This is a genomic window from Bacillus sp. UNC125MFCrub1.1 (genome assembly GCF_000701305.1).
Lineage (GTDB): Bacteria > Bacillota > Bacilli > Bacillales > Bacillaceae > Bacillus > Bacillus altitudinis.
Map to the genome: position 1 here is coordinate 308,041 of NZ_KL370769.1, position 20,510 is coordinate 328,550.

Sequence of the window (20,510 nt, forward strand, 5' to 3'; positions counted from 1 at the left end):
AAAGGAGGATGAAGCCCATCCTCTTTTTTACGCAATTTTACTAAACAAACTATCTCCTTATCAAAACATACTCAAAAACTTCATAAAAGCACAAATTTATAATTGAAAGCGCTTTATTTATGTGTTATTCTTCAAATATCTTTAGTAAACATTTAGTCAAAAATGATGAGGAGTTTACCTATGACTACACTCAAAGATATTGCTCATGATGCAAAAGTATCCGTCTCTACTGTATCCCGTGTGTTAAATGGCGACCAAACGCTTGCCGTTTCACACGCAACAAGACAAAACATCCTCGACATAGCCAAGAAATTAAACTATACCCCAGTCAGAGCAAGAAAAGCCGATCAAGCAGAAGTAAAAAGCCCGCCCGCATCCCCAGTCATCGGTGTCGTTGTCGCCCAATCCATTGACGAAGAATTAAATGATCCTTTTTTTTCATCGATTCGAAAAGGAATTGAAAAAGAATATGCCAAACGAGGTCTGTCCACTCTCCATACCTTTCGCCTAAGAAACATGGATAAAGGGGCGATACTAAAGGATATTGACGGTTTGATCGTCATTGGACGAATCAGCCCTGATACGGTTGAAAAGATGACAAACCGAATGGAACATATTGTGTTTATCAATCATTATGCGGATGAAGATTTGTATGATTGTGTACATGTGGATTTTGTCAGAGCGGCAGATCGTGCCATTCGTCATCTGCAATCTCTCGGCTATACACATCTAGGATATATTGGCGGGAAAGAGAGGGAGCATTATTTTGAAGGAAATGCTGTGATTGAGGATGAAAGACAAACAACTTTTATCAAAAGAATGCAAGAAGCGGGAACTCTTCATATGAATGACATCCACATAGGCGAATATTCGATGCAAGAAGGCTACTCACTTATGCAAAAAGCCATTCAGAAAGGAAAGCTTCCAGAAGCCTTTTTTATCGGAAGTGATTCTATGGCAATAGGCGCTATGCGTGCGCTACATGAAGCCGGTCTTCGTGTACCTCAAGATGTCTCAATCGTGGGGTTTAATGATATCGAAGCCGCTTCCTTTTCAAGCCCGCCGCTCACAACGGTTAAAGTATATACAGAACAAATGGGGGAAGTAGGTCTAAAGCTTTTGCTTGAGCGGATAGAAGGAAGAAAGCTTCCCCTAAAAGTCGTCGTGCCAACAAAGCTCATGCAAAGAGGCAGCACATGCCCAATCCATGAAAGGGGGTGAACGAGCATTTCAGCAAACAAAAAAGAGACAAAAAAGCAGGAAGGGAGCTGCTGAGCATGATGGCCAGATCATGCTGAAAACAACGCAGTTCACCCAATTGCTCTCTTATCTCTTTGAAAAGAATAGAATTCCAGTATAATGGACTTCTTTTGTTTCCGCAACTGCATGAATTCTACCGATAATCGTCTGAATTTTCAGTAATCAAAAGGAGGAAACGATGAGTAAAAAAATTCTGATGCTGTGTGTAGCTCTAGTTTTGTCGATGATCTTGTCTGCTTGCGGCAATAACGGTGCGTCTGAAGCAAACGGGAAAGTGACCTTGACTCTATTCTCCACAATGAGTAACAGCGGGGAGAGAAAGGCATTTGAAGAAGTGATCCGTGATTTTGAAAAAGAACATCAAAACATCCGAATTGATGCCAACTTCCCTGGCAACAGCTATGAAGATATGATACGCGTCAAAATGGGGGCAAACGATATGCCAGACCTATTTGATACACACGGCTGGGCCAAGCTGCGATATAGCGAATACGTGGCTGATCTAAAGGAGATGGACTGGGTAAAACAACTCGATCCTTCACTCGATCAAATTTTAAAAGACAAAGACGGCAAAGTCTATGCCTATCCGCTGAATCAAGCAAAAGACGGACTTAGTTTTAATGCCAATCTATTAAAAGAATATGGCATAAAAGTTCCTAAAACACTGAATGAACTGAAAAGTGCTTTACAAACTGTCAAAGAAAAAAGTAAAGGAGACGTTGTGCCGCTCTGGATCCCAGGAGGCGACAATTCTAATATTGCCCAAGTCTTTGATGAGCTGGCAACGCCTTTACTCATTACCGATCAAAAACATCAATACGGAAAAGACCTTGAAAATGGATCATTTGATTGGTCTCACTATACACCGCTTGCACAGTTTATGAAGGAGCTGAAAGATCAAGACCTTTTAAACAAAGACGTACTCACGGCGAAACTATCCCAAGCACCTGAGCTGATGGCACAAAACAAAATCGCTTTCACCTTTGTGGGAGGATCTTTAGGACCTGAGGCGACTGAACTCAATCAATCGATCAAAGTAGGCACCATGCCCGTACCAGCTATTCATGAAGGTGATGAGCAAAGCTGGATTGGCGGGGAACGCTTTACTGTTGCGGCATGGAAAGACTCAAAGCATCTAAAAGAAGCAAAACAATTCATTGACTTTTTAGCAAAGCCTGAAAACGCAAAGAAAATCGCAGAGGGCACTTCCTCTGAAACGGCCTTAAAAGAAGTCAAAGCCAAAAACTATTACTCTACATTTTACGAGCAATATGAAGATATTAAGATTGAACCCTATTTTGATCGGAAATACTTACCGAGCGGCATGTGGGCTGTCATGGCAACGACCGGTCAAGAATTATTAGCAGGCTCCATCACACCGGAACAACTATCGAAGAAAATGGAAGAGGAATATAAGCGTCTGAAAAAACAATAGCAGGCTCATGCTGAAACAGGAGTGAAGCCAATGAGTGACATCACAAAAGAAAAACAGGCGGCGACATTTACCTCTTTTCCAAAACAGAAGATGAAAAATAGCCAAAATTCTTCACTTTGGTGGATGTATCTGCCTGCTGTTCTCGTTGTCAGTGCCTTTATCATTTATCCCTTTTTTAACGGGATTCAGCTTTCTTTTACAAATTGGAACGGTTTCTCACAACAGTATGAGTGGATTGGACTGGATCAATACAAACGATTGCTGCAAGATCCAACCACATGGCTTGTTGTGAAAAATACCCTTCTTTACGGCATCGGGAGCACCATCTTACAAAATATGATTGGTCTTGGATATGCACTCTTATTAAATCAAAGTTTAAAAATGAGAGCCATCACAAGAACGGTGATCTATTTACCCGTCATGATCAGCCCGATTGCTATGGGCTATATTTGGTATTTTGTCTTTGCGTACCAAGGTGGTGCTTTAAACGACGTTGTTACCTTTTTTGGATTTGATCCAATGAACGCACTTGGTAATCCGCAGCTAAACACTTGGATCATTGTGTTTGTGAATACGTATCAATTCGTCGGGATTGCCATGATCATTTATTTAGCAGGACTCCAAAGCATACCTAAAGATTATTATGAAGCAGCACAACTCGATGGCGCTTCAGGTCTTCAGCAATTTTGGCGCATCACATTACCGCTTTTAATGCCATCTATCACCATCAATGTTGTGCTCAATGTGATCGGTGGACTTAAATTATTTGATGTCATTGTCGCGCTCACTGGCGGAGGACCCGGAGATTCCTCGCAATCGATGTCGACTTTTATGTACGATTTGTATTTCAAACGGCAGGATGCAGGCTATGCAGCGACGCAAGGTGTCTTCATGGCTGTCATCATCCTTGTCGTAAGTGTCGCAGCGCTCATTTATTTCAAACGAAAGGAGACCGAGGTGTGATGGATAACGCCTATAAACGAAAGAAAAGATGGTACTCCTTACTCGCCCTTTCGATTACATTGCTTCACCTGATTCCATTTTATATTTTAGTCACGACCTCTCTAAAGGGGATAGGAGATTTTAGCTCAAAATGGTTGTTCCCATCAACGCTTCATTTTGAAAACTTTCTGATGGCATGGACAGATGCTCAGCTTGGCCAGTCCTTTTTGAATACAGTGATCATTACGTTCAGCTCGGCTGCCCTACTCATCATCTTTGGATCACTTGCCGCCTATCCACTCGCAAGAAGAGGAACAAAGCTGAATCAAGCGGTGTATCTCTTATTCATTGCCATTATGGTCATACCGCCGCTCACAGCCCTTGTCCCTTTATACAAAATGGTTGTACAAATTGGCATGATGAATACTTATCAAATCGCTATTTTAAACAATGTTGCTGCTTTTTTGCCACTGACGATTTTTCTATATGCCGGTTTTATCCGGTCGACGATTCCAAAGGAGCTTGAAGAAGCCGCTCGAATTGATGGCGCGGGAACACTAAGAGTCTTTCTCACCGTCGTTTTTCCGCTGCTGAAGCCGATTACCGCTTCTGTTTTAATCATTGCCTGTGTGTATATTTGGAACGACTATCAATTTGCCATCTTCTTCTTGCAAGATAAAGAGATGCATACACTTACAGTCGCCTTATCCAATTTCTTTGGTCAAAATCAACACCAGCTCCAGCTCGTTGGCGCCGCTGCTCTTATTGCGATGCTGCCAATGGTCACGATGTTTTTACTGTTGCAAAAATACTTTATTGCAGGGCTGTCTCAAGGCTCTGTTAAAGGGTAATCCAACCTTGATGTAAAAAGGAGTGTCGTCTATGTCTAAAATTACATTTATCGGTGCAGGAAGTACCGTGTTTGCTAAAAATATATTAGGAGATTGTCTGTTCGTTCCCGCACTTGCCGGCTTTGAATTTGCGTTATATGATATCGACCACAACCGGCTGAAAGAATCAGAAACGATGCTACGTCACTTAAAAGAGAACTACGGTGCACATGTGACCATTCAGTCGTATCACAACCGGAAAGAAGCCTTAAAGAATGCGAAATATGTCATCAATGCCATCCAGGTAGGAGGCTATCAGCCAAGCACTGTTATTGATTTTGAGATTCCAAAAAAATATGGATTAAGACAAACGATTGCGGATACGGTTGGCATCGGCGGTATTTTCCGCTCACTTCGAACCATTCCCGTGATGCTGGACTTCGCAAAGGATATGGAAGAGGTATGTCCACACGCCTTATTATTAAATTACACGAATCCAATGGCCACATTGACTGGCGCTATGCTGCGTTATACTCGGGTTCAAACGGTTGGTCTTTGCCATAGCGTACAGGTGTGTACGAAAGATTTATTTCAATCACTTGAAATGGACCATGAAGGCATTGAAGAAAAAATTGCCGGCATTAATCACATGGCATGGTTATTAGAAGTGAAACGGGACGGTCAAGACTTGTATCCAGAAATCAAAGCACGAGCAAAAGAAAAACAAAAAACGCGGCATCCAGATATGGTTCGTTTTGAACTAATGGATAAATTCGGCTACTATGTCACCGAATCCTCAGAGCACAATGCAGAATATCATCCGTATTTTATCAAATCTCGTTATCCAGAACTGATTGGACAGTTTAACATTCCGCTCGATGAATATCCAAGACGCTGCGAGGAACAAATCAACAATTGGAATACGATGAAACATGACCTTGTGGGGAACACACAAATCACGCATACGCGCTCTAAAGAATATGGTTCACGTATCATTGAAGCGATTGAAACGAACATTCCCTTTAAATTTGGAGGAAATGTACTGAACACAGGAGGACTCATTCACAACCTTCCTGAAAAAGCCTGTGTCGAAGTGCCATGTGTTGCAGACCGGAGCGGTATCATGCCATGTTATATCGGAGAGATACCTGAACAATTGGCTGGACTCAACCGGACCAATATCAGCTCACAGCTCATGACGATTGAAGCTGCAATCAGCGGCAAAAAAGAACACATTTACCAAGCGGCATTATTAGACCCGCATACAAGTGCTGAATTATCAATTGATGACACCATTAAACTATGTAATGAATTAATTGAAGCACACGGGGAGATGCTCCCGGCTTATACAGAGCCGAGTCAATACGCAATTTCTTCTAAATAACTAACATAAACAGTCTTAGCCTGATGCACTTGGCATCAGGTTTTTTTAGATCAACAAACTGATCATTGACTGAAAGCGTTTTTAATATTATGATTTTTCTAAAGTTAACCAACAGTTAACCAAAAATACATCATCAATTAGTTAACATGATCATGCCACATGACACACAGATAAAACGACCTAAAAGGGGGGACAGATCTGCGGAACCAAAAGAGCTGAAAGCGATAGACTTCACATGTTTTATCAGAACGTAAAGCAAAACTGTGGTTTCATTTGACAAAGAGTGTATACAGATGAAGGCCCCTTAGATGAGACAATGACGATAAATCAACACACGATTGCATCACAATCCAAACAAAGAGGAGAGAGGGAACATGACCAAAACAGATGTACAAACGTTGAAAAATTATATTGGCGGACAATGGGTGGACGCCGAAACGAACCAAACGGAAGCTGTTTATAATCCAGCTACTGGCGAAGTCATCGCAGAAGTACCACTTTCAACAAAAACGGATGTAGAACATGCAGTCCAAGCTGCACAAGAAGCGTTCACCACTTGGTCTAAAACAGCTGTTCCCCGGCGCGCACGTATCTTATTTAAATACCAACAGTTACTCGTTGAGAAATGGGATGAGTTAGCTGAACTCGTCACGCTGGAAAACGGAAAAAGTGTAACAGAAGCAAAAGGAGAGGTGCAGCGAGGAATTGAATGTGTGGAATTTGCCGCTGGTGCACCAACCTTAATGATGGGGAAACAACTACCTGATATTGCGACTGGTCTAGAGTCTGGCATGTACCGCTACCCAATTGGCGTCATCGGCGGCATTACCCCGTTTAACTTTCCGATGATGGTCCCATGCTGGATGTTCCCGCTTGCCATCGCTTGCGGAAATACATTTGTTTTAAAGCCTTCAGAACGGACGCCAATCCTTGCTGCACGGTTAGCAGAACTATTTGAAGAAGCGGGACTTCCAAAAGGTGTGCTCAACATTGTCAATGGCGCTCACGATGTAGTAAACGGTCTTCTTGAACATGAAAAGGTAAAAGCCATTTCGTTTGTCGGCTCTCAGCCAGTCGCAGAATACGTCTATAAAAAAGGGACATCACATGGTAAACGTGTACAAGCACTTGCCGGTGCAAAAAATCACTCTATCGTCTTGAAAGATGCTGATTTAGAATCAGCCACAAAACAAATCATTGGCGCTGCTTTTGGATCAGCAGGTGAACGCTGCATGGCAGCAGCCGTTGTCGCAGTGGAAGAAGACGTGGCGGACGACTTGATTCAACAATTGGTCGATGAATCCAACCAGCTTGTCATCGGAAACGGAATAAATAAAGATGTCTTTCTCGGACCAGTCATTCGGAAAGAGCATAAAGAACGAACTCTTCAATATATTCAATCAGGAATTGAAGAAGGCGCAAGCCTGATTCGTGATGGCAGACAAGATAACGAAACAAATGGAGAAGGGTATTTTGTCGGACCAACGATCTTTGATCATGTCACAAATCAAATGAAAATCTGGCAGGACGAGATTTTTGCCCCAGTCTTATCCATTCTCCGTGTCTCATCACTCGCAGAAGCAATCGACCTGTCCAATCAATCAAAATTCGCAAACGGTGCCTGCCTATACACAGACAGCGCTTCAAGCATAAGAGAATTTCGTGAAAACATCGAAGCCGGCATGTTAGGCATTAACATTGGTGTCCCTGCTCCAATGGCTTTCTTCCCATTTTCCGGCTGGAAAGACTCCTTCTACGGAGACTTGCACGCCAATGGGACAGATGGAGTAGAGTTTTACACGAGAAAGAAAATGGTGACCGCTCGTTATATGTAGCCTACATTTATTGAACATTGAGGAAGAATGCAGCTCCGTCATGGAGACTGCATTTTTTTGTTGTCTTCTAGTTAAAAAGTAAGGGTTTTCATCGCACTCTTTACAGGGATTCACAGGGAGAAATCATTCTTTGTATTCATTCTTCATCACGAAACATCAACATAATTTGAAATTGGGCCTAAACCCCAATATCAGGAAGATGAAAACAGGAGGAAATGACACGATGAGGACGAGGATGAAGTGCAGCGTTTGTTTATTGATTTTCACTTTGGTACTGAGTTGTTTGCCGGTATATGAAGCGAATGCGGCAAGCACTCCTATTGCCAAGCAAGTAGGAAATGCAAACCCGCTCATTGACCATCACTTAGGAGCAGATCCGTTTGCGCTTACCTATAACGGAAGAGTGTACCTTTATATGTCGAGTGATGACTATGAATATCAAAGCAACGGAACGATTAAGGACAATTCATTTGCGAATCTGAATAGAGTATTCGTCATCTCTTCGGCGGATATGGTCAACTGGACCGATCACGGAGCGATTCCAGTAGCTGGGGCAAATGGGGCAAATGGCGGCAGAGGCATTGCCAAATGGGCAGGCGCTTCTTGGGCTCCAGCCGCTGCTGTAAAGAAGATCAATGGAAAGGATAAATTTTTCCTTTATTTCGCTAACAGCGGCGGAGGGATAGGTGTCCTTACAGCAGACAGCCCGATTGGCCCATGGACTGATCCAATTGGGAAAGCGCTCGTTACGCCAAGTACACCTGGCATGTCCGGAGTTGTATGGCTTTTTGATCCGGCCGTATTTGTAGATGATGACGGTACTGGCTATCTATATGCCGGCGGAGGCGTTCCAGGCGGTTCCAATCCAACGCAGGGACAATGGGCAAATCCTAAAACAGCAAGAGTCCTGAAGCTAGGTGCTGATATGACAAGTGTGGCCAGTAGCGCATCCACCATTGATGCTCCTTTTATGTTTGAAGATTCAGGGATGCATAAATATAACGGAACCTATTACTATTCCTATTGCATCAATTTTGGCGGCTCACATCCTGCTGATAAACCACCTGGTGAAATCGGCTATATGACGAGCTCAAGTCCGATGGGACCCTTCACGTATAAAGGACACTTTCTAAAAAATCCGGGTGCTTTTTTTGGTGGCGGCGGTAACAACCATCATGCGGTGTTCAATTTTAAAAATGAGTGGTATGTGGTGTATCATACGCAAACCGTTAGCTCTGCTTTATACGGGGCCGGCAAGGGTTACCGCTCTCCACATATTAATAAGCTTGTGCATAATGCAGATGGCTCCCTTCGAGAAGTAGCAGCCAATTATGAAGGAGTGAAACAGCTATCTAATCTGAATCCATATCAACGTGTTGAAGCTGAAACATTCGCTTGGAATGGACGCATTTTGACCGAAGCCTCGTCAGCACCAGGAGGACCAGTGAATAACCAGCATGTCACCAACATTCAAAACGGCGATTGGGTGGCTTTAGGGAATGTAGACTTTGGTTCAAATGGCGCTAGAACATTTAAAGCCAATGTCGCATCGACAGTAGGCGGGAAAATAGAAGTACGCCTTGGCAGCGCAAACGGCAGACTGGTCGGTACACTTGATGTTCCTTCCACCGGTGGAACACAAAACTGGCGGGAAATAGAAACAGCGATTAACGGCGCATCCGGTGTGCACAACGTATTTTTTGTCTTTACCGGAACAGGCGGGGGAAATCTATTCCAATTTGATTCTTGGCAGTTTACTCAAAGGTAGAGAATAAAGGTGCTTAAATGTTTGATAGAGGAGTGGGGAATTTGATGTCATGTATAAAAAAACCAATGCTTGCTTTATTGGTGTGTTTCACCATGCTGTCTGTCATGTTCATTGGACCCGGAGCAGCTGAGGTATCAGCAGCCAGTGACGCAAACATTAACCTTAACGCAGAAAGACAAGTGATTCGTGGTTTTGGCGGAATGAACCACCCAGCTTGGATTGGTGACTTGACAGCGCCACAAAGGGAAACCGCCTTTGGCAATGGACAAAATCAGTTAGGGTTTTCCATTCTTAGAATATATGTAGACGAAAACAGAAACAATTGGAGCAGAGAAGTCGCGACGGCCAAACGAGCGATCGAGCATGGTGCTTTAGTCATCGCTTCCCCTTGGAATCCTCCAAGCAGTATGGTTGAAACATTTAACCGGAATGGATCACCTGCCAAGCGGCTTAAATACAATCAATACGCAGCATATGCTCAGCATCTGAATGATTTTGTCACTTACATGAAAAACAACGGAGTCAATCTTTATGCCATTTCTGTACAAAACGAGCCTGATTATGCGCATGAATGGACATGGTGGACACCTCAGGAAATCCTGCGATTCATGAGAGAAAATGCCGGCTCCATTAATGCACGTGTGATTGCACCAGAATCGTTTCAATACCTTAAGAATATCTCAGATCCTATCTTAAACGATCCGCAGGCGCTAAGGAATATGGACATTCTCGGCGCTCATCTATACGGAACCCAAATTAGCCAGCTTCCGTACCCTCTTTTCAAACAAAAAGGGGCAGGGAAAGAGCTATGGATGACAGAGGTCTACTATCCGAATAGTGATAACAATTCAGCGGACCGCTGGCCTGAGGCATTAGGGGTATCAGAGCATATTCACCAATCAATGGTGGAAGGGGACTTTCAGGCGTATGTGTGGTGGTACATCCGGAGATCATACGGTCCTATGAAAGAAGATGGAATGATTAGCAAGCGCGGATACAACATGGCGCATTTCTCCAAGTTTGTGCGTCCAGGGTACGTCAGAATTGATGCAACGAAAAGCCCTGAATCAAATGTTTTCGTCTCAGCTTATAAAGGAAACAATCAGGTCGTCATTGTGGCGATTAATAAAAACAATGCAGGGGTCAATCAACACTTCGTCGTGCAAAATGGCTCTGTTTCTCAGGCGTCTAGATGGGTGACGAGCGGCAGCAGCAACCTTCAACCTGGAACTGACTTAAACATATCAGGAAATCAATTTTGGGCTCATCTCCCTGCTCAAAGTGTGACAACATTTGTGGTCAAACGCTAGAGAAACACGAAAAGCCAATTTTCTCATTAAAAAAGAAAATTGGCTTTTTTCTGTGTAAATAGAAAGTTGATTTTTCACGACGTCAACACTTTGGGTATAATAATAACAATGACTTCAGGAGAGTGATCATTATGCCAAAGGTTCAAAGCAAAGTATTGATTATAGATGACGAAAAAGAAATTTTAGAATTAATCCATACCGTATTAACAAGAGAAGGCATTGACCAGGTGTTAACAGCTTCAACTGCCCGTGATGGGCTCACGCAATTTCATCAAGAACAACCAGATCTCGTCATACTGGATATTATGTTGCCAGACGGAGAAGGCTACGATATTTGCAAACAAATCAGAGATGTCTCACATGTTCCGATTATCTTTTTATCAGCAAAGGGAGAGGAATCAGACAAAATTGTAGGACTTGCCATTGGCGGCGATGATTACATTACAAAACCGTTCAGTCCAAAAGAAGTCGCCTACCGGGTAAAAGCCCAGCTAAGACGGTCATCCTACTTACAGCCTTCTCAAGCGGAGCCCGTGATCAAAAAAGGACCATTTGAGTTAAACGAGCAGCAAGCCGAACTGACGAAAAACGGAGCGGCAATTGAACTCACACCGAAAGAACTTATGTTGATGACTTATTTCTTGCAGCATCCGAATCGCGTCATCAGTAAAGAAACGCTTTATCAAACGGTTTGGGGAGAGGATTTCTTCGGTTCTGATAATACGGTAATGGTTCATATACGAAGACTGCGGGAAAAAATAGAACATTCCCCATCTACACCAGAATTTCTCGTGACGGTCAAAGGACTTGGCTATAAATTTGTTGTAAAGGATGCGTAAAGATGAAATGGCGATTAACAGGCAGATACATGGTCTCTGTCATTATCGTGACCATTATCACGGTCTTTATTAACTTATTTGGATTCATGATATGGCTTGTACTACAAGCAAGCAGTCAGCAAAACGAAGAAAATACGCCGGAAACCTTCACAAGAACATTTGAACAATACATCACCTTGTCTAATCAAAATATCACTGTGAATAAAGAAGGACAGCAAGCTTTAAAACAACAAAATGCGTGGATTCAAATATTAGACGAAAATGGACAAGACGTCTATCATGCACTAGCACCTAAAGGCTTAAAAAGCAAATACACACCTATAGAAATTGTAAACTTACATAAATATAAAGATAAGCAATTGATGTCGACGATCTATGCTGGCGGGAAAAATGGAAAGGGTAAGGAATACAGCTACTTCATCGGATTTAAGGACCCTTCCATCGGAAAATATTTATTTTCTTTTGATACGAAAGAATTAATATCGCAATTCAATATCGGGACGATGATTTTATTATCGATTGATGCCATCATTGCCTTATTCATTGGATACTTATTCAGCCGGCAACTCATCAAACCGCTCGGCCGTGCCATTTATGGCATCCAGCGGCTCGCAAACGGAGATTATACGACAAAGCTGCCAACGAAGGGGATATATAAAGATGTGTTCTATAATGTCAATCACTTATCCGAGCAGCTCGCTTCAAGCCAAAAAGAAAAAGACAAATTAGAGCAAATGCGGGAAGAGTGGATCAGTCATATTTCTCATGATATTAAAACACCATTATCCTCTATTCAAGGCTATGCAGAAATCATGAAAGATCCAAATTATCCTCTTTCAAATCAAGACATTAGACATTATGCCAGCATCATAGAGAATAAATCACTGTACATCAAAGATGTGATGGAGGATCTCAATTTAACAACAAGGCTGAAAAATAACGACGTGATGCTGCATAAAGAACTGGTGAACATTGTGCCATTGCTGCGTGAAACGTTAATTGATATCCTCAACGATTCGAGATATGCAGATCAGACCATTGAGCTGCAAACGCATGTAGACAAGCTTATGCTGAATATTGATACGATCCTCATAAGAAGAGCGGTCACCAATCTCATTTTAAATGCCCTTGTTCACAATGATGCTGATGTGAAAATCATTGTACAGCTTGAACAAAAAGAACATACCCACATCACCATTCAAGACAACGGCAAAGGAATTGAAGAGGCAGAGCTAGAAAAAGTGTTTGACCGCTACTATAGAGGGACGAATACAGGAGGGACACATGCAGGCTCAGGTCTTGGAATGGCGATTGCAAAAGATATCATCCAAAAACACGGGGGAGATATGACAATACAAAGTATAATAGGAGAAGGAACAACGATTGATATCCAATTACCCGCTTAAACGGACATACAAAAAACGGTTCTGATCAATCACAGAACCGTTTTTTCTAACTCTTATTCTGAAAACACTTTAATGCCTTTCACAATGTTCCAAATGAAGAAGTAGATCGCCACAAGGAATGTCACAGCATACGTTGCAATTAAGAACGGACCAGCATGACTGATATCGTTCATGCCAAGTAAACCTGAACCGGCAATACCAAGACCGAAAATCAAATAAGGAATAATATGTGTCCATAGTGATTTTTTCGCATGGTATTTCACTTCGTCTTTTCCTAAGAAATAAACGATAATCGGAAATAGAAACGGTGCAAAAAAGATACTGAAGTAACATAATGAAGACAAAATTTTATTTTCTCTCAAAGCTTTTCACCTCTATGATTGATTTAGAAGAGGGGACCATTTGACTCATCCCTCAATTCCTTACAAACTCATTGTACAACCTCAACCTTAACTCGTATTAATCCGAACCTTACAGCAACCTTAAATATGTTAAACCATAAAATGATGATCGATATTTCAATTTATTTTTTCAGAAAAAAAGTTGACTTCGCCCCCTCTGAATCTACAATCAGTAAAGTCGAACCATTTGAAGATGTTCTACCCGGATGTTCAAGCTAGAGATCTCTTTGCTACAATCATTTGATAACAAAAGTTGGCCGAAAAATGTTTCACCTTGACCTTGAAGTATAGTTCAACCTTTATAATGTACATATAGTAAAACAAAATAATAAAAAAGGAGTAACGATGGAGTTGATGACTAGAGGAGAACTTGCCAAAAAAACAGGAGTAAGTCCTGCCGCAATTCGTTACTATGAAGAACACAACATATTACCTGCTCCAAGACGACGTTCAAACGGTTACAGATTCTATACAGACGACTATGTTGTGAAAATTCAATTGATCAAAGATGCGAAAACGCTCGGTTATTCATTAAAGGAAATAGCTGAAATTATGGACATGCTAAGTCAAGACATAGACCTTGATACCCTAAGACAAATTGTCCATCTTAAACATGAAGAAATTGAAAAGAAAATTAAAAGCCTTCGTCTCATTCAAGACCTTTTATCTAACTTATTAAAAACCCCTGAAAAAAAAGTACAACTCTACCTGGAATCATTTCGTGTTCCAAAGCAGGATGATCAATAAACCTATTGAGTGAAGGAGAGAAAAAAATGAGTGTAGAAATGTATCATGGTGAACGTTCTAAAGAAAGTATTCAATTTGAAACATTATTCGCTTCGCAAAGTAATAAAGAGAGTTTTTCTAGTATCGAACAGACAAAAAAATTTCTTAAGCAAAAAGGAATTGAAAATACGCAGCCTTATGCCATTGGGGATGATGTGAAGTTAATCAGTGAGGTACAAGAGCAGACATTCGAAGGCATGCAAGTTTTCACATTGAATGAAAAAGTATCACAAAATCAAAAAACCATTCTCTATCTACATGGTGGCGCGTGGACAAATCAGCCTTTGAATGTCCATTGGTGGTTCATGGATAAAATGGCGCAATCACTAGGTGCGAAAGTAGTCGCTCCTATTTACCCAAAAGTACCTCATTATAGCAACCAGGATACGTATCCGAAAATTCTTAACCTATATAAAGACCTTCTGAAAACTGCCGGAAGTGCCAATCAATTGACGATCATGGGAGATTCAGCTGGCGGAAACATCTCACTTGGTCTTGCGCATCTTTTAAAGAAGGAAGATCTGCCGCAGCCAAAGGATATCGTGTTACTATCTGCGTGTGTTGATATGAGTATGAGCAACCCTCTCATTTTTGAATATGCAAAAAAGGACCCGATTCTAGGTCATGAAGGAATGGAAGTCATCACAAAATTGTGGGCAGCTGATCAAAGTCTCACAGATCCATTGATCAGTCCCATATACGGCGACTTCAAAGGACTAGCGAAGATCACTCATTTCATTGGAACACATGATATGTTATATCCAGATGCCATCAAGCTTGATGAAAAATTAACAGCACAAGGAATAGACATCAAAACCTTTGTTTATCCTGAAATGCTGCATGTGTTTGTTGTCATGCCAATTCCAGAAGCGGCAGATGCTCTGAAGAAAATCATTCAAGTGATCAATCGTTAGGCATTCAGTTCACACGTAGAAAGGGGACATGTTCTGATGTAAATAAGGGAAAAGGTTGCTTACTTGAAAGCAGCTTTTTTCAATAGATTAAACGGTCTTTTGGCTGGTTAGTAAAGGAGAGTGAAGTTCAGTTCATCACCTCATGTTTGGTATAATACATACGAGCAGTGAGGCGAAAGGGGAAACGCGATGAAAACGTTTGATCTATCACAAGATGATATCGAATTAATAGACGAAGCAAAAAAGAGGATTATCAGTCTTTATGAAGATGACAAGCATCATGTAGGGGCAGCGATCCGCATGAAAACAGGAGAAATCATATCAGCTGTCCATATAGAAGCCTATATCGGACGGGTAACTGTTTGTGCAGAAGCCATTGCGATTGGCAGCGCTTTATCGAATGGATACAAAGATTTTGATACAATTGTTGCAGTGAGACACCCTTATTCAGATGAAGAAGATAGAAGAATTAGGGTAGTCAGCCCTTGTGGCATCTGCCGAGAGCTCATTTCAGACTTTGGACCAACATGTTTTGTCATCCTTGATATGGATGGGGAGCTGGTCAAGGTGAAAATCGAAGAACTCATTCCGCTCAAATATACTCGAAACTGATGTACCACATAAAGATAAAATAGGAAAAGAGATGTAGCAAACGTTACATGTGATCCTTGCTACATCCAAGATGACTGAAAAAGCGTTCAACAAAAGCGGCCCCATGTATGTTCTCCATATATTTCGTGTTAAAAATATACTGTTCCATTTGTTCAAGCTTCCGCAGACTCCGCACTAGTATTTTCCGATCATGATCAGACAGAGTAGGATCATCATCTATCTTCTCTAAGGCCTTTTTCACACGTGCAGATTCATGTTCAACATATAAATGGTTTTTGGATGCTGGCGGAATACATGCCGCTAGGTCACAGCCTATAAAACGAACACCATCAAGGGTGCAGTTTTCAAAATTGGCGATCAGCTTTTGTTTGCCATTTCCCTCAAACGTTATATCTATTAGCTTACCAGCAAAGGTACAATTGACGATGTTCGCTGCCTGTAAAACACGGTCATTGAATCTACAATTAGAGAAAGTACAATCGATAAACGTAGCATTCTCCAATGTCATTCCCCTCATATCGCAGGAAGAAAATTCGCAATTGGTGAAGACAGCTTCGTTTTTGCCAATGCCCACAGAGCGCAAATCTGAATGACTAAAAGTACAATGATCAATCGTACTACCGGCAAAAAATCTCGCATTCGTCAGATCACACGTATCAAATACAAGATGATCCAAGTGACAGCTCCAAAAAATAGGAGAACAAACATTTGAGTTGATGATCGTTGTTCTGCTGATTGTTTCATTTTCATACCTGGCAACATCAGAAAATGTTTCGTTGTCTACTGATATACCAGACTCAAGTCTTCTCATCGCTATCACCCTTTCATTTCTACAGAATTTTTCACATTCATGATGTCCATTCAGCCAGTTCATTTTCTCTTAGCGCTTGTCTTTGACTCAAGATTATATCACAAAACGATATGCGTTTAATGGACCTTTTGTGATATGAGGAAGGTCAGAATTCATATCAAAGATTTTCGCATTGATATCTATTATGCCAAAGCTAGTGATTCGTTTAGCGTGCATATCGTGATATGTTTCAGCAGTTTCTTTTGTTTTGAATAAGTAGATTCCTTATCAGGGTCAGCTTGTATACATTCTTTGACTGAACACTAAGGTAAATCACAAAAACCTAAACACATTTCCACTGTTCATGACGGTGGATTTTGTTTAGGTTTTTTAGCGATTGAATTGCTTTCGAAGCACTAGGCATGAGACCGCAAATACTGCGAAAGCGCCCGCTGATCCAGCAGCAAACACCAGCTCAAATTGTTCTGGTTTGACTTTGAATAACAAAGGGATAGAAAGAATAAGTGCGGCACCACTAAAGCCTAATCCTAATATCAACATAGCCAATAATTTATTCATAGAAACACCTCTTACACTTAGAGTGAGAACACTGGAGACCTACTGATCTAAGTATCATTGTTATGATTCGACAACCTTTAACCTTCCTAGATGGAGTGTATCATATGAGGGTGGGAGATGGGTTTCTTTTCATGAAAACAAAATCGTACAACAAACGATTTTGAACGAACACTGTTCTTTACGAACGATGTTCGTTATAATATAAATGAAATGGAATTTAAAACGATTTCCACAAAGGGATGAGGAGATGCAGAAGATGACGTCATTATCTAAGAATCAAAAGCAAATCGCTATCATTGGAGGAGGACCTGGGGGACTAACACTCGCCTTAATTTTGCAAAATTACGGTATACAAACAACCATTTATGAACGGGAGATGCATGACAAGAGCCTTGAACGAGGCGGCTCACTGGATATTCACGAAGAAACAGGTCAAAAAGCCTTAAAAGAAGCAGAAGTTTATGAGAAATTTCAAAAGAACGCCCGCTATGAAGGGGAAGATTTCCGATTACTTGATAAATCAGGAAGAATTTATTTAGATGAAGAAACGGAATCAGATCAAACAGGTACTCGCCCGGAAATTGATCGTGGTGTGTTATGTGAACTACTGTTAGAACAAATTGATGCTGAAACCATCAAATATGGGTATAAACTAGAAAGATGCGTTTCATTAGAAAGTGGTATGACAGAGCTTCATTTTGAAAACGGAGTTGTCGAAACAGTTGACCTTTTGATTGGGGCTGATGGTGCTTTTTCTCGTGTGCGTCCTCTGTTAACAGATATTGAGATTGAATACTCTGGGCTCACGATGCTAGAACTGAATGTCTTAAGCGTAGAGGAGAAACACCCTGATTTAGCTGAATTTAATAAACGAGGTAAGATGTTTGCTTTGGCAGACCACAAAGGACTGATTGGGCAGTTAAACGGAGATGGCCGAATCAAAGTGTATGCAAGCCTTATGGTAGAACGCAACTGGATCGAGACTTGTGGTATACCGTTTCATCAAGCGAAAGAAGCAAAAGAACAATTATTAGCGTTATTTAGTGATTGGGATGATCAGCTGAAAAATTATATTCGTTATGCAGAAGATGCCATCATTCCAAGACGGATTTATACGCTTCCTGTCGGTTTCAAATGGAATCGTCATAAAGGAGTAACGCTTATCGGTGATGCAGCTCACGTCATGTCGCCATTCGCAGGCGAGGGTGTGAACATGGCGATGTTTGATGCAAGGGAGCTAGCACTTGCTATTGTCCGACATCCTCATCATATTGAAAAGGCGATTGAAGAATACGAAGACATGATGTATGAATATTCATCGGAAAAAGCGCATGAATCGGAGAATAGTTTAAAACTGTGTTTTTCAAATGACGCTGCGGTCAAGCTTGCAAATATGATGAATTCTTTTCAAAAGGATGATAATTGATGCTCAATTTACTATTTTACTTTGACATGTTATAAAGAGAGTATGAACAATTCAAATCGTCGTATGATCAGTCGCCGGTCTCGGCCGGCTAAACAACCCTTAAGCCGTGAGCTTATTGTGAAAACGGCCTATGAGCTTCTTAAGGAGCATGGGATAGAGGGCATGAGTATGCGTAAGGTGGCTAAAGCACTCGATACGGGACCTGCATCCTTGTATGTCTACGTGAACAATGTTCAAGAACTCAGTGCTTACGTATTGGATTATGGTCTCGGACAAATGGTTTATCCAGATTCAAAGGATAGCACATGGAAAGAACAGTTATTCGACCTATTGCATACTTATTTCCTCCTGCTATTCGAAAAACCTGGTCTCGCTGAAATTTCTCTTTCCACCATTCCACAAGGAACGAACTTTCTTCAGTTGACCGAACGTATTCTCGCTGCATTGCATGAAGGCGGGATCAAATCTACATCTGCAGCATGGGGAGTAGACCTATTGCTGTTATACGTATCTTCTGTAGCATACGAAAAGGTCTCTTGGAAGAAACAAGGCTCTTCACAGATTTCAGACACAAAAAAAGCATTTCTTCAAGCAGACAAAACGCTGTTTCCTTTCATTCATCGTGTAAAAGAAGAAATGTTTGCAGGTGATACCGTATCAATGGAACGGTTCCGATGGGGAATTGACGTCATTTTGTATGGCATCCAGCAGGAAGACAATTAGAAAGGAGCACAAGCAAAAAGCAGTCAATGGCTGCTTTTTTTATATGGTGATTTTCATATTTGTGATCTTGTGAGCATTACAATATATAAATAAATCTATATATTGTTTTTATATATAAAAAATTATATAATCTAGTGGAATAAAAAAATGAGGTGCTTAGGCATGGAACATATTAAAAAGTTATTAGAGAGTTATATTCCTTTAGCAAAATCTACTGCAAAAATGTTTGGACCAAATTGTGAAGTGGTGATTCATGATTTAACGAATCCTCAAGCATCTGTCATGTTTACAGTAAATAACCATGTGACAGGAAGAGAAATCGGCAAATCATTTGATCATCTAGTCAAGACTGTATTACAATCAGAAGATTTTAAAGAAGATTATTTGGCTGGTTATACATTTGTAACAGAAGATAAGCGTACGATTCGTTCTTCGACTTCATTAATACGTGATTCAAAGCAAAAAGTGATCGGTGCTTTCTGTATCAATTTTGATGTTGAAGCACTGAATCAAATGCAGCAATTTATGGATACTTTTCTTTCTACACAAGTGGAAGCTCAAGAAAAAGAAACAACATCAAATGATGATCTTGAAAATGTGGAAGAAATCGTCGATCAATTGATTCAACAAATCATTCAAAACAGTGTTCATCCAGTTATGAAACGTCATGAAAAAATTGAACTAATCAAATTCATGGATGAAAAGGGCATTTTTTTAATGAAAGGATCTGTTGAGAAGGTCGCATCTATGTTAGGCATTTCCAAAGTAACCGTCTATAGCTATTTGGATGAAATCAAAAATAAATCGAGGTAAGGAGTGTCAAAATGGAAAGCGTACTCGAGGTAGGAAATCTAAAATCAAACGGACACTATGCATTCGCAACCATTCATCAAAACACGGTCTATGTGTCGGGACAATTTGCCATCAATCCTGAAACGACAGAAAAAGAGTTCGGCCCCATTGAAAAAGAGACATTACAAGCGCTTAAGAATGTAGAGATGATTGTAGAGGCTGCTGGAAGTCAAAAAGAAAAGATTTTGCGCATGACATTATACATTTCAGATATTGAATTATGGGACAAAGTAGATGCGGTTTATACCGAATTTTTCGGTGAACATAAACCAGCTCGTACGATTGTACCAACGAATGAATTACATTTTGGTTTCAAAATTGAAATGGATGCCATTGCATATATTTAGAATATTTTTTTGACCACCCTATATAAAAAATTATATTTTGTATAAAAAAATATTCAAAGGGGCAGATGAAG

Annotated in this window: 21 protein-coding genes; 17 read left to right on the plus strand and 4 right to left on the minus strand. The window is 40.9% G+C overall.

From position 1 onward, the window contains the following. Positions 1–180 precede the first annotated feature (180 nt). The 10 genes from N521_RS14345 (at position 181) to N521_RS14390 (ending at position 13,009) form a co-directional block, all read left to right on the plus strand. Entirely contained in the window at positions 181–1,221 is a 1,041-nt protein-coding gene (locus N521_RS14345; protein ID WP_008343725.1) for a LacI family DNA-binding transcriptional regulator, read from the plus strand. Positions 1,222–1,438: 217 nt separating this feature from the next. Further along, positions 1,439–2,695, plus strand: a complete 1,257-nt coding sequence (locus N521_RS14350; RefSeq protein WP_025207433.1) for an ABC transporter substrate-binding protein — start codon at positions 1,439–1,441, stop codon at positions 2,693–2,695. A 30-nt stretch (positions 2,696–2,725) separates the two neighbouring features. Further along, complete coding sequence (locus N521_RS14355) at positions 2,726–3,658, plus strand: carbohydrate ABC transporter permease (protein WP_025207432.1); 933 nt, start codon at positions 2,726–2,728, stop codon at positions 3,656–3,658. After that, a complete protein-coding gene (locus N521_RS14360; protein ID WP_035391882.1) occupies positions 3,658–4,488 on the plus strand; it encodes a carbohydrate ABC transporter permease in 831 nt (276 codons plus the stop codon). The genes N521_RS14355 and N521_RS14360 overlap by 1 nt, the downstream gene beginning before the upstream one ends. A gap of 31 nt (positions 4,489–4,519) precedes the next feature. Next, positions 4,520–5,851, plus strand: coding sequence for an alpha-glucosidase/alpha-galactosidase (locus tag N521_RS14365; protein WP_035391884.1), 1,332 nt, complete (start codon positions 4,520–4,522; stop codon positions 5,849–5,851). 374 nt (positions 5,852–6,225) lie between these two features. Continuing rightward, entirely contained in the window at positions 6,226–7,686 is a 1,461-nt protein-coding gene (locus tag N521_RS14370; RefSeq protein WP_035391886.1) for a CoA-acylating methylmalonate-semialdehyde dehydrogenase, read from the plus strand. A 223-nt stretch (positions 7,687–7,909) separates the two neighbouring features. Further along, a complete protein-coding gene (locus tag N521_RS14375; protein ID WP_035391887.1) occupies positions 7,910–9,454 on the plus strand; it encodes a glycoside hydrolase family 43 protein in 1,545 nt (514 codons plus the stop codon). A gap of 41 nt (positions 9,455–9,495) precedes the next feature. After that, positions 9,496–10,764: a glucuronoarabinoxylan endo-1,4-beta-xylanase XynC gene (locus N521_RS14380; protein WP_081832196.1), complete on the plus strand. Its 1,269-nt coding sequence runs from the start codon at positions 9,496–9,498 to the stop codon at positions 10,762–10,764. Between the two features lie 131 nt (positions 10,765–10,895). Then, positions 10,896–11,603 (plus strand): response regulator transcription factor, encoded by a 708-nt coding sequence (locus N521_RS14385; RefSeq protein WP_008343743.1) that lies wholly within the window; start codon positions 10,896–10,898, stop codon positions 11,601–11,603. Positions 11,604–11,605: 2 nt separating this feature from the next. After that, positions 11,606–13,009, plus strand: coding sequence for a sensor histidine kinase (locus N521_RS14390; RefSeq protein ID WP_035391892.1), 1,404 nt, complete (start codon positions 11,606–11,608; stop codon positions 13,007–13,009). A 53-nt stretch (positions 13,010–13,062) separates the two neighbouring features. Here N521_RS14390 and N521_RS14395 read toward each other — a convergent pair whose 3' ends face one another. Further along, positions 13,063–13,371, minus strand: a complete 309-nt coding sequence (locus N521_RS14395; protein ID WP_007499277.1) for a magnetosome magnetite crystal formation protein family — start codon at positions 13,369–13,371, stop codon at positions 13,063–13,065. A gap of 384 nt (positions 13,372–13,755) precedes the next feature. Between N521_RS14395 and N521_RS14400 the strand changes: the two genes are divergently transcribed. From N521_RS14400 to N521_RS14410, 3 genes are all read left to right on the plus strand, one after another. Then, positions 13,756–14,157: a MerR family transcriptional regulator gene (locus tag N521_RS14400; protein ID WP_035391894.1), complete on the plus strand. Its 402-nt coding sequence runs from the start codon at positions 13,756–13,758 to the stop codon at positions 14,155–14,157. Positions 14,158–14,183: 26 nt separating this feature from the next. Continuing rightward, positions 14,184–15,110 (plus strand): alpha/beta hydrolase fold domain-containing protein, encoded by a 927-nt coding sequence (locus N521_RS14405; RefSeq protein ID WP_035391896.1) that lies wholly within the window; start codon positions 14,184–14,186, stop codon positions 15,108–15,110. Between the two features lie 189 nt (positions 15,111–15,299). After that, positions 15,300–15,722: a cytidine deaminase gene (locus tag N521_RS14410; RefSeq protein WP_035391898.1), complete on the plus strand. Its 423-nt coding sequence runs from the start codon at positions 15,300–15,302 to the stop codon at positions 15,720–15,722. A gap of 43 nt (positions 15,723–15,765) precedes the next feature. Here N521_RS14410 and N521_RS14415 read toward each other — a convergent pair whose 3' ends face one another. The 3 genes from N521_RS14415 to N521_RS14420 all read right to left on the minus strand — a co-directional run bounded on the left by N521_RS14415 (position 15,766) and on the right by N521_RS14420 (position 17,091). Continuing rightward, positions 15,766–16,533, minus strand: a complete 768-nt coding sequence (locus N521_RS14415) for a pentapeptide repeat-containing protein (RefSeq protein ID WP_035391900.1) — start codon at positions 16,531–16,533, stop codon at positions 15,766–15,768. 93 nt (positions 16,534–16,626) lie between these two features. Continuing rightward, the gene (locus N521_RS19375) at positions 16,627–16,794 is read right to left on the minus strand and encodes a YdhR family protein (RefSeq protein ID WP_123768181.1); all 168 of its coding nucleotides are present in this window, start codon (positions 16,792–16,794) and stop codon (positions 16,627–16,629) included. A 108-nt stretch (positions 16,795–16,902) separates the two neighbouring features. Further along, entirely contained in the window at positions 16,903–17,091 is a 189-nt protein-coding gene (locus N521_RS14420; protein WP_025207418.1) for a hypothetical protein, read from the minus strand. A 256-nt stretch (positions 17,092–17,347) separates the two neighbouring features. On the opposite strand from N521_RS14420, the gene N521_RS14425 reads away from it, so the two are divergent. From N521_RS14425 to N521_RS14440, 4 genes are all read left to right on the plus strand, one after another. Beyond that, positions 17,348–18,517, plus strand: a complete 1,170-nt coding sequence (locus tag N521_RS14425) for an FAD-dependent oxidoreductase (RefSeq protein ID WP_035391902.1) — start codon at positions 17,348–17,350, stop codon at positions 18,515–18,517. 63 nt (positions 18,518–18,580) lie between these two features. Continuing rightward, positions 18,581–19,240 (plus strand): TetR/AcrR family transcriptional regulator, encoded by a 660-nt coding sequence (locus N521_RS14430; RefSeq protein WP_019744142.1) that lies wholly within the window; start codon positions 18,581–18,583, stop codon positions 19,238–19,240. A gap of 162 nt (positions 19,241–19,402) precedes the next feature. Next, entirely contained in the window at positions 19,403–20,053 is a 651-nt protein-coding gene (locus tag N521_RS14435; protein WP_035391904.1) for a helix-turn-helix transcriptional regulator, read from the plus strand. An 11-nt stretch (positions 20,054–20,064) separates the two neighbouring features. Further along, complete coding sequence (locus N521_RS14440) at positions 20,065–20,439, plus strand: RidA family protein (RefSeq protein WP_007499298.1); 375 nt, start codon at positions 20,065–20,067, stop codon at positions 20,437–20,439. Positions 20,440–20,510: the final 71 nt, after the last annotated feature.

What these genes read in the sequence shown, in the direction of transcription:
- N521_RS14390 (WP_035391892.1), top strand. Translation starts at nt 11,606, where the DNA reads ATGAAATGGCGATTAACAGGCAGATACATGGTCTCTGTCATTATCGTG.
- N521_RS14365 (WP_035391884.1), top strand. Translation starts at nt 4,520, where the DNA reads ATGTCTAAAATTACATTTATCGGTGCAGGAAGTACCGTGTTTGCTAAA.
- N521_RS14435 (WP_035391904.1), top strand. Translation starts at nt 19,403, where the DNA reads ATGGAACATATTAAAAAGTTATTAGAGAGTTATATTCCTTTAGCAAAA.
- N521_RS14425 (WP_035391902.1), top strand. Translation starts at nt 17,348, where the DNA reads ATGACGTCATTATCTAAGAATCAAAAGCAAATCGCTATCATTGGAGGA.
- N521_RS14375 (WP_035391887.1), top strand. Translation starts at nt 7,910, where the DNA reads ATGAGGACGAGGATGAAGTGCAGCGTTTGTTTATTGATTTTCACTTTG.
- N521_RS14420 (WP_025207418.1), bottom strand. Translation starts at nt 17,091, where the DNA reads ATGAATAAATTATTGGCTATGTTGATATTAGGATTAGGCTTTAGTGGT.
- N521_RS14360 (WP_035391882.1), top strand. Translation starts at nt 3,658, where the DNA reads ATGGATAACGCCTATAAACGAAAGAAAAGATGGTACTCCTTACTCGCC.
- N521_RS14405 (WP_035391896.1), top strand. Translation starts at nt 14,184, where the DNA reads ATGAGTGTAGAAATGTATCATGGTGAACGTTCTAAAGAAAGTATTCAA.
- N521_RS14345 (WP_008343725.1), top strand. Translation starts at nt 181, where the DNA reads ATGACTACACTCAAAGATATTGCTCATGATGCAAAAGTATCCGTCTCT.
- N521_RS14385 (WP_008343743.1), top strand. Translation starts at nt 10,896, where the DNA reads ATGCCAAAGGTTCAAAGCAAAGTATTGATTATAGATGACGAAAAAGAA.
- N521_RS14410 (WP_035391898.1), top strand. Translation starts at nt 15,300, where the DNA reads ATGAAAACGTTTGATCTATCACAAGATGATATCGAATTAATAGACGAA.
- N521_RS14370 (WP_035391886.1), top strand. Translation starts at nt 6,226, where the DNA reads ATGACCAAAACAGATGTACAAACGTTGAAAAATTATATTGGCGGACAA.
- N521_RS14355 (WP_025207432.1), top strand. Translation starts at nt 2,726, where the DNA reads ATGAGTGACATCACAAAAGAAAAACAGGCGGCGACATTTACCTCTTTT.
- N521_RS14350 (WP_025207433.1), top strand. Translation starts at nt 1,439, where the DNA reads ATGAGTAAAAAAATTCTGATGCTGTGTGTAGCTCTAGTTTTGTCGATG.
- N521_RS14415 (WP_035391900.1), bottom strand. Translation starts at nt 16,533, where the DNA reads ATGAGAAGACTTGAGTCTGGTATATCAGTAGACAACGAAACATTTTCT.
- N521_RS14430 (WP_019744142.1), top strand. Translation starts at nt 18,581, where the DNA reads ATGATCAGTCGCCGGTCTCGGCCGGCTAAACAACCCTTAAGCCGTGAG.
- N521_RS14440 (WP_007499298.1), top strand. Translation starts at nt 20,065, where the DNA reads ATGGAAAGCGTACTCGAGGTAGGAAATCTAAAATCAAACGGACACTAT.
- N521_RS14400 (WP_035391894.1), top strand. Translation starts at nt 13,756, where the DNA reads ATGGAGTTGATGACTAGAGGAGAACTTGCCAAAAAAACAGGAGTAAGT.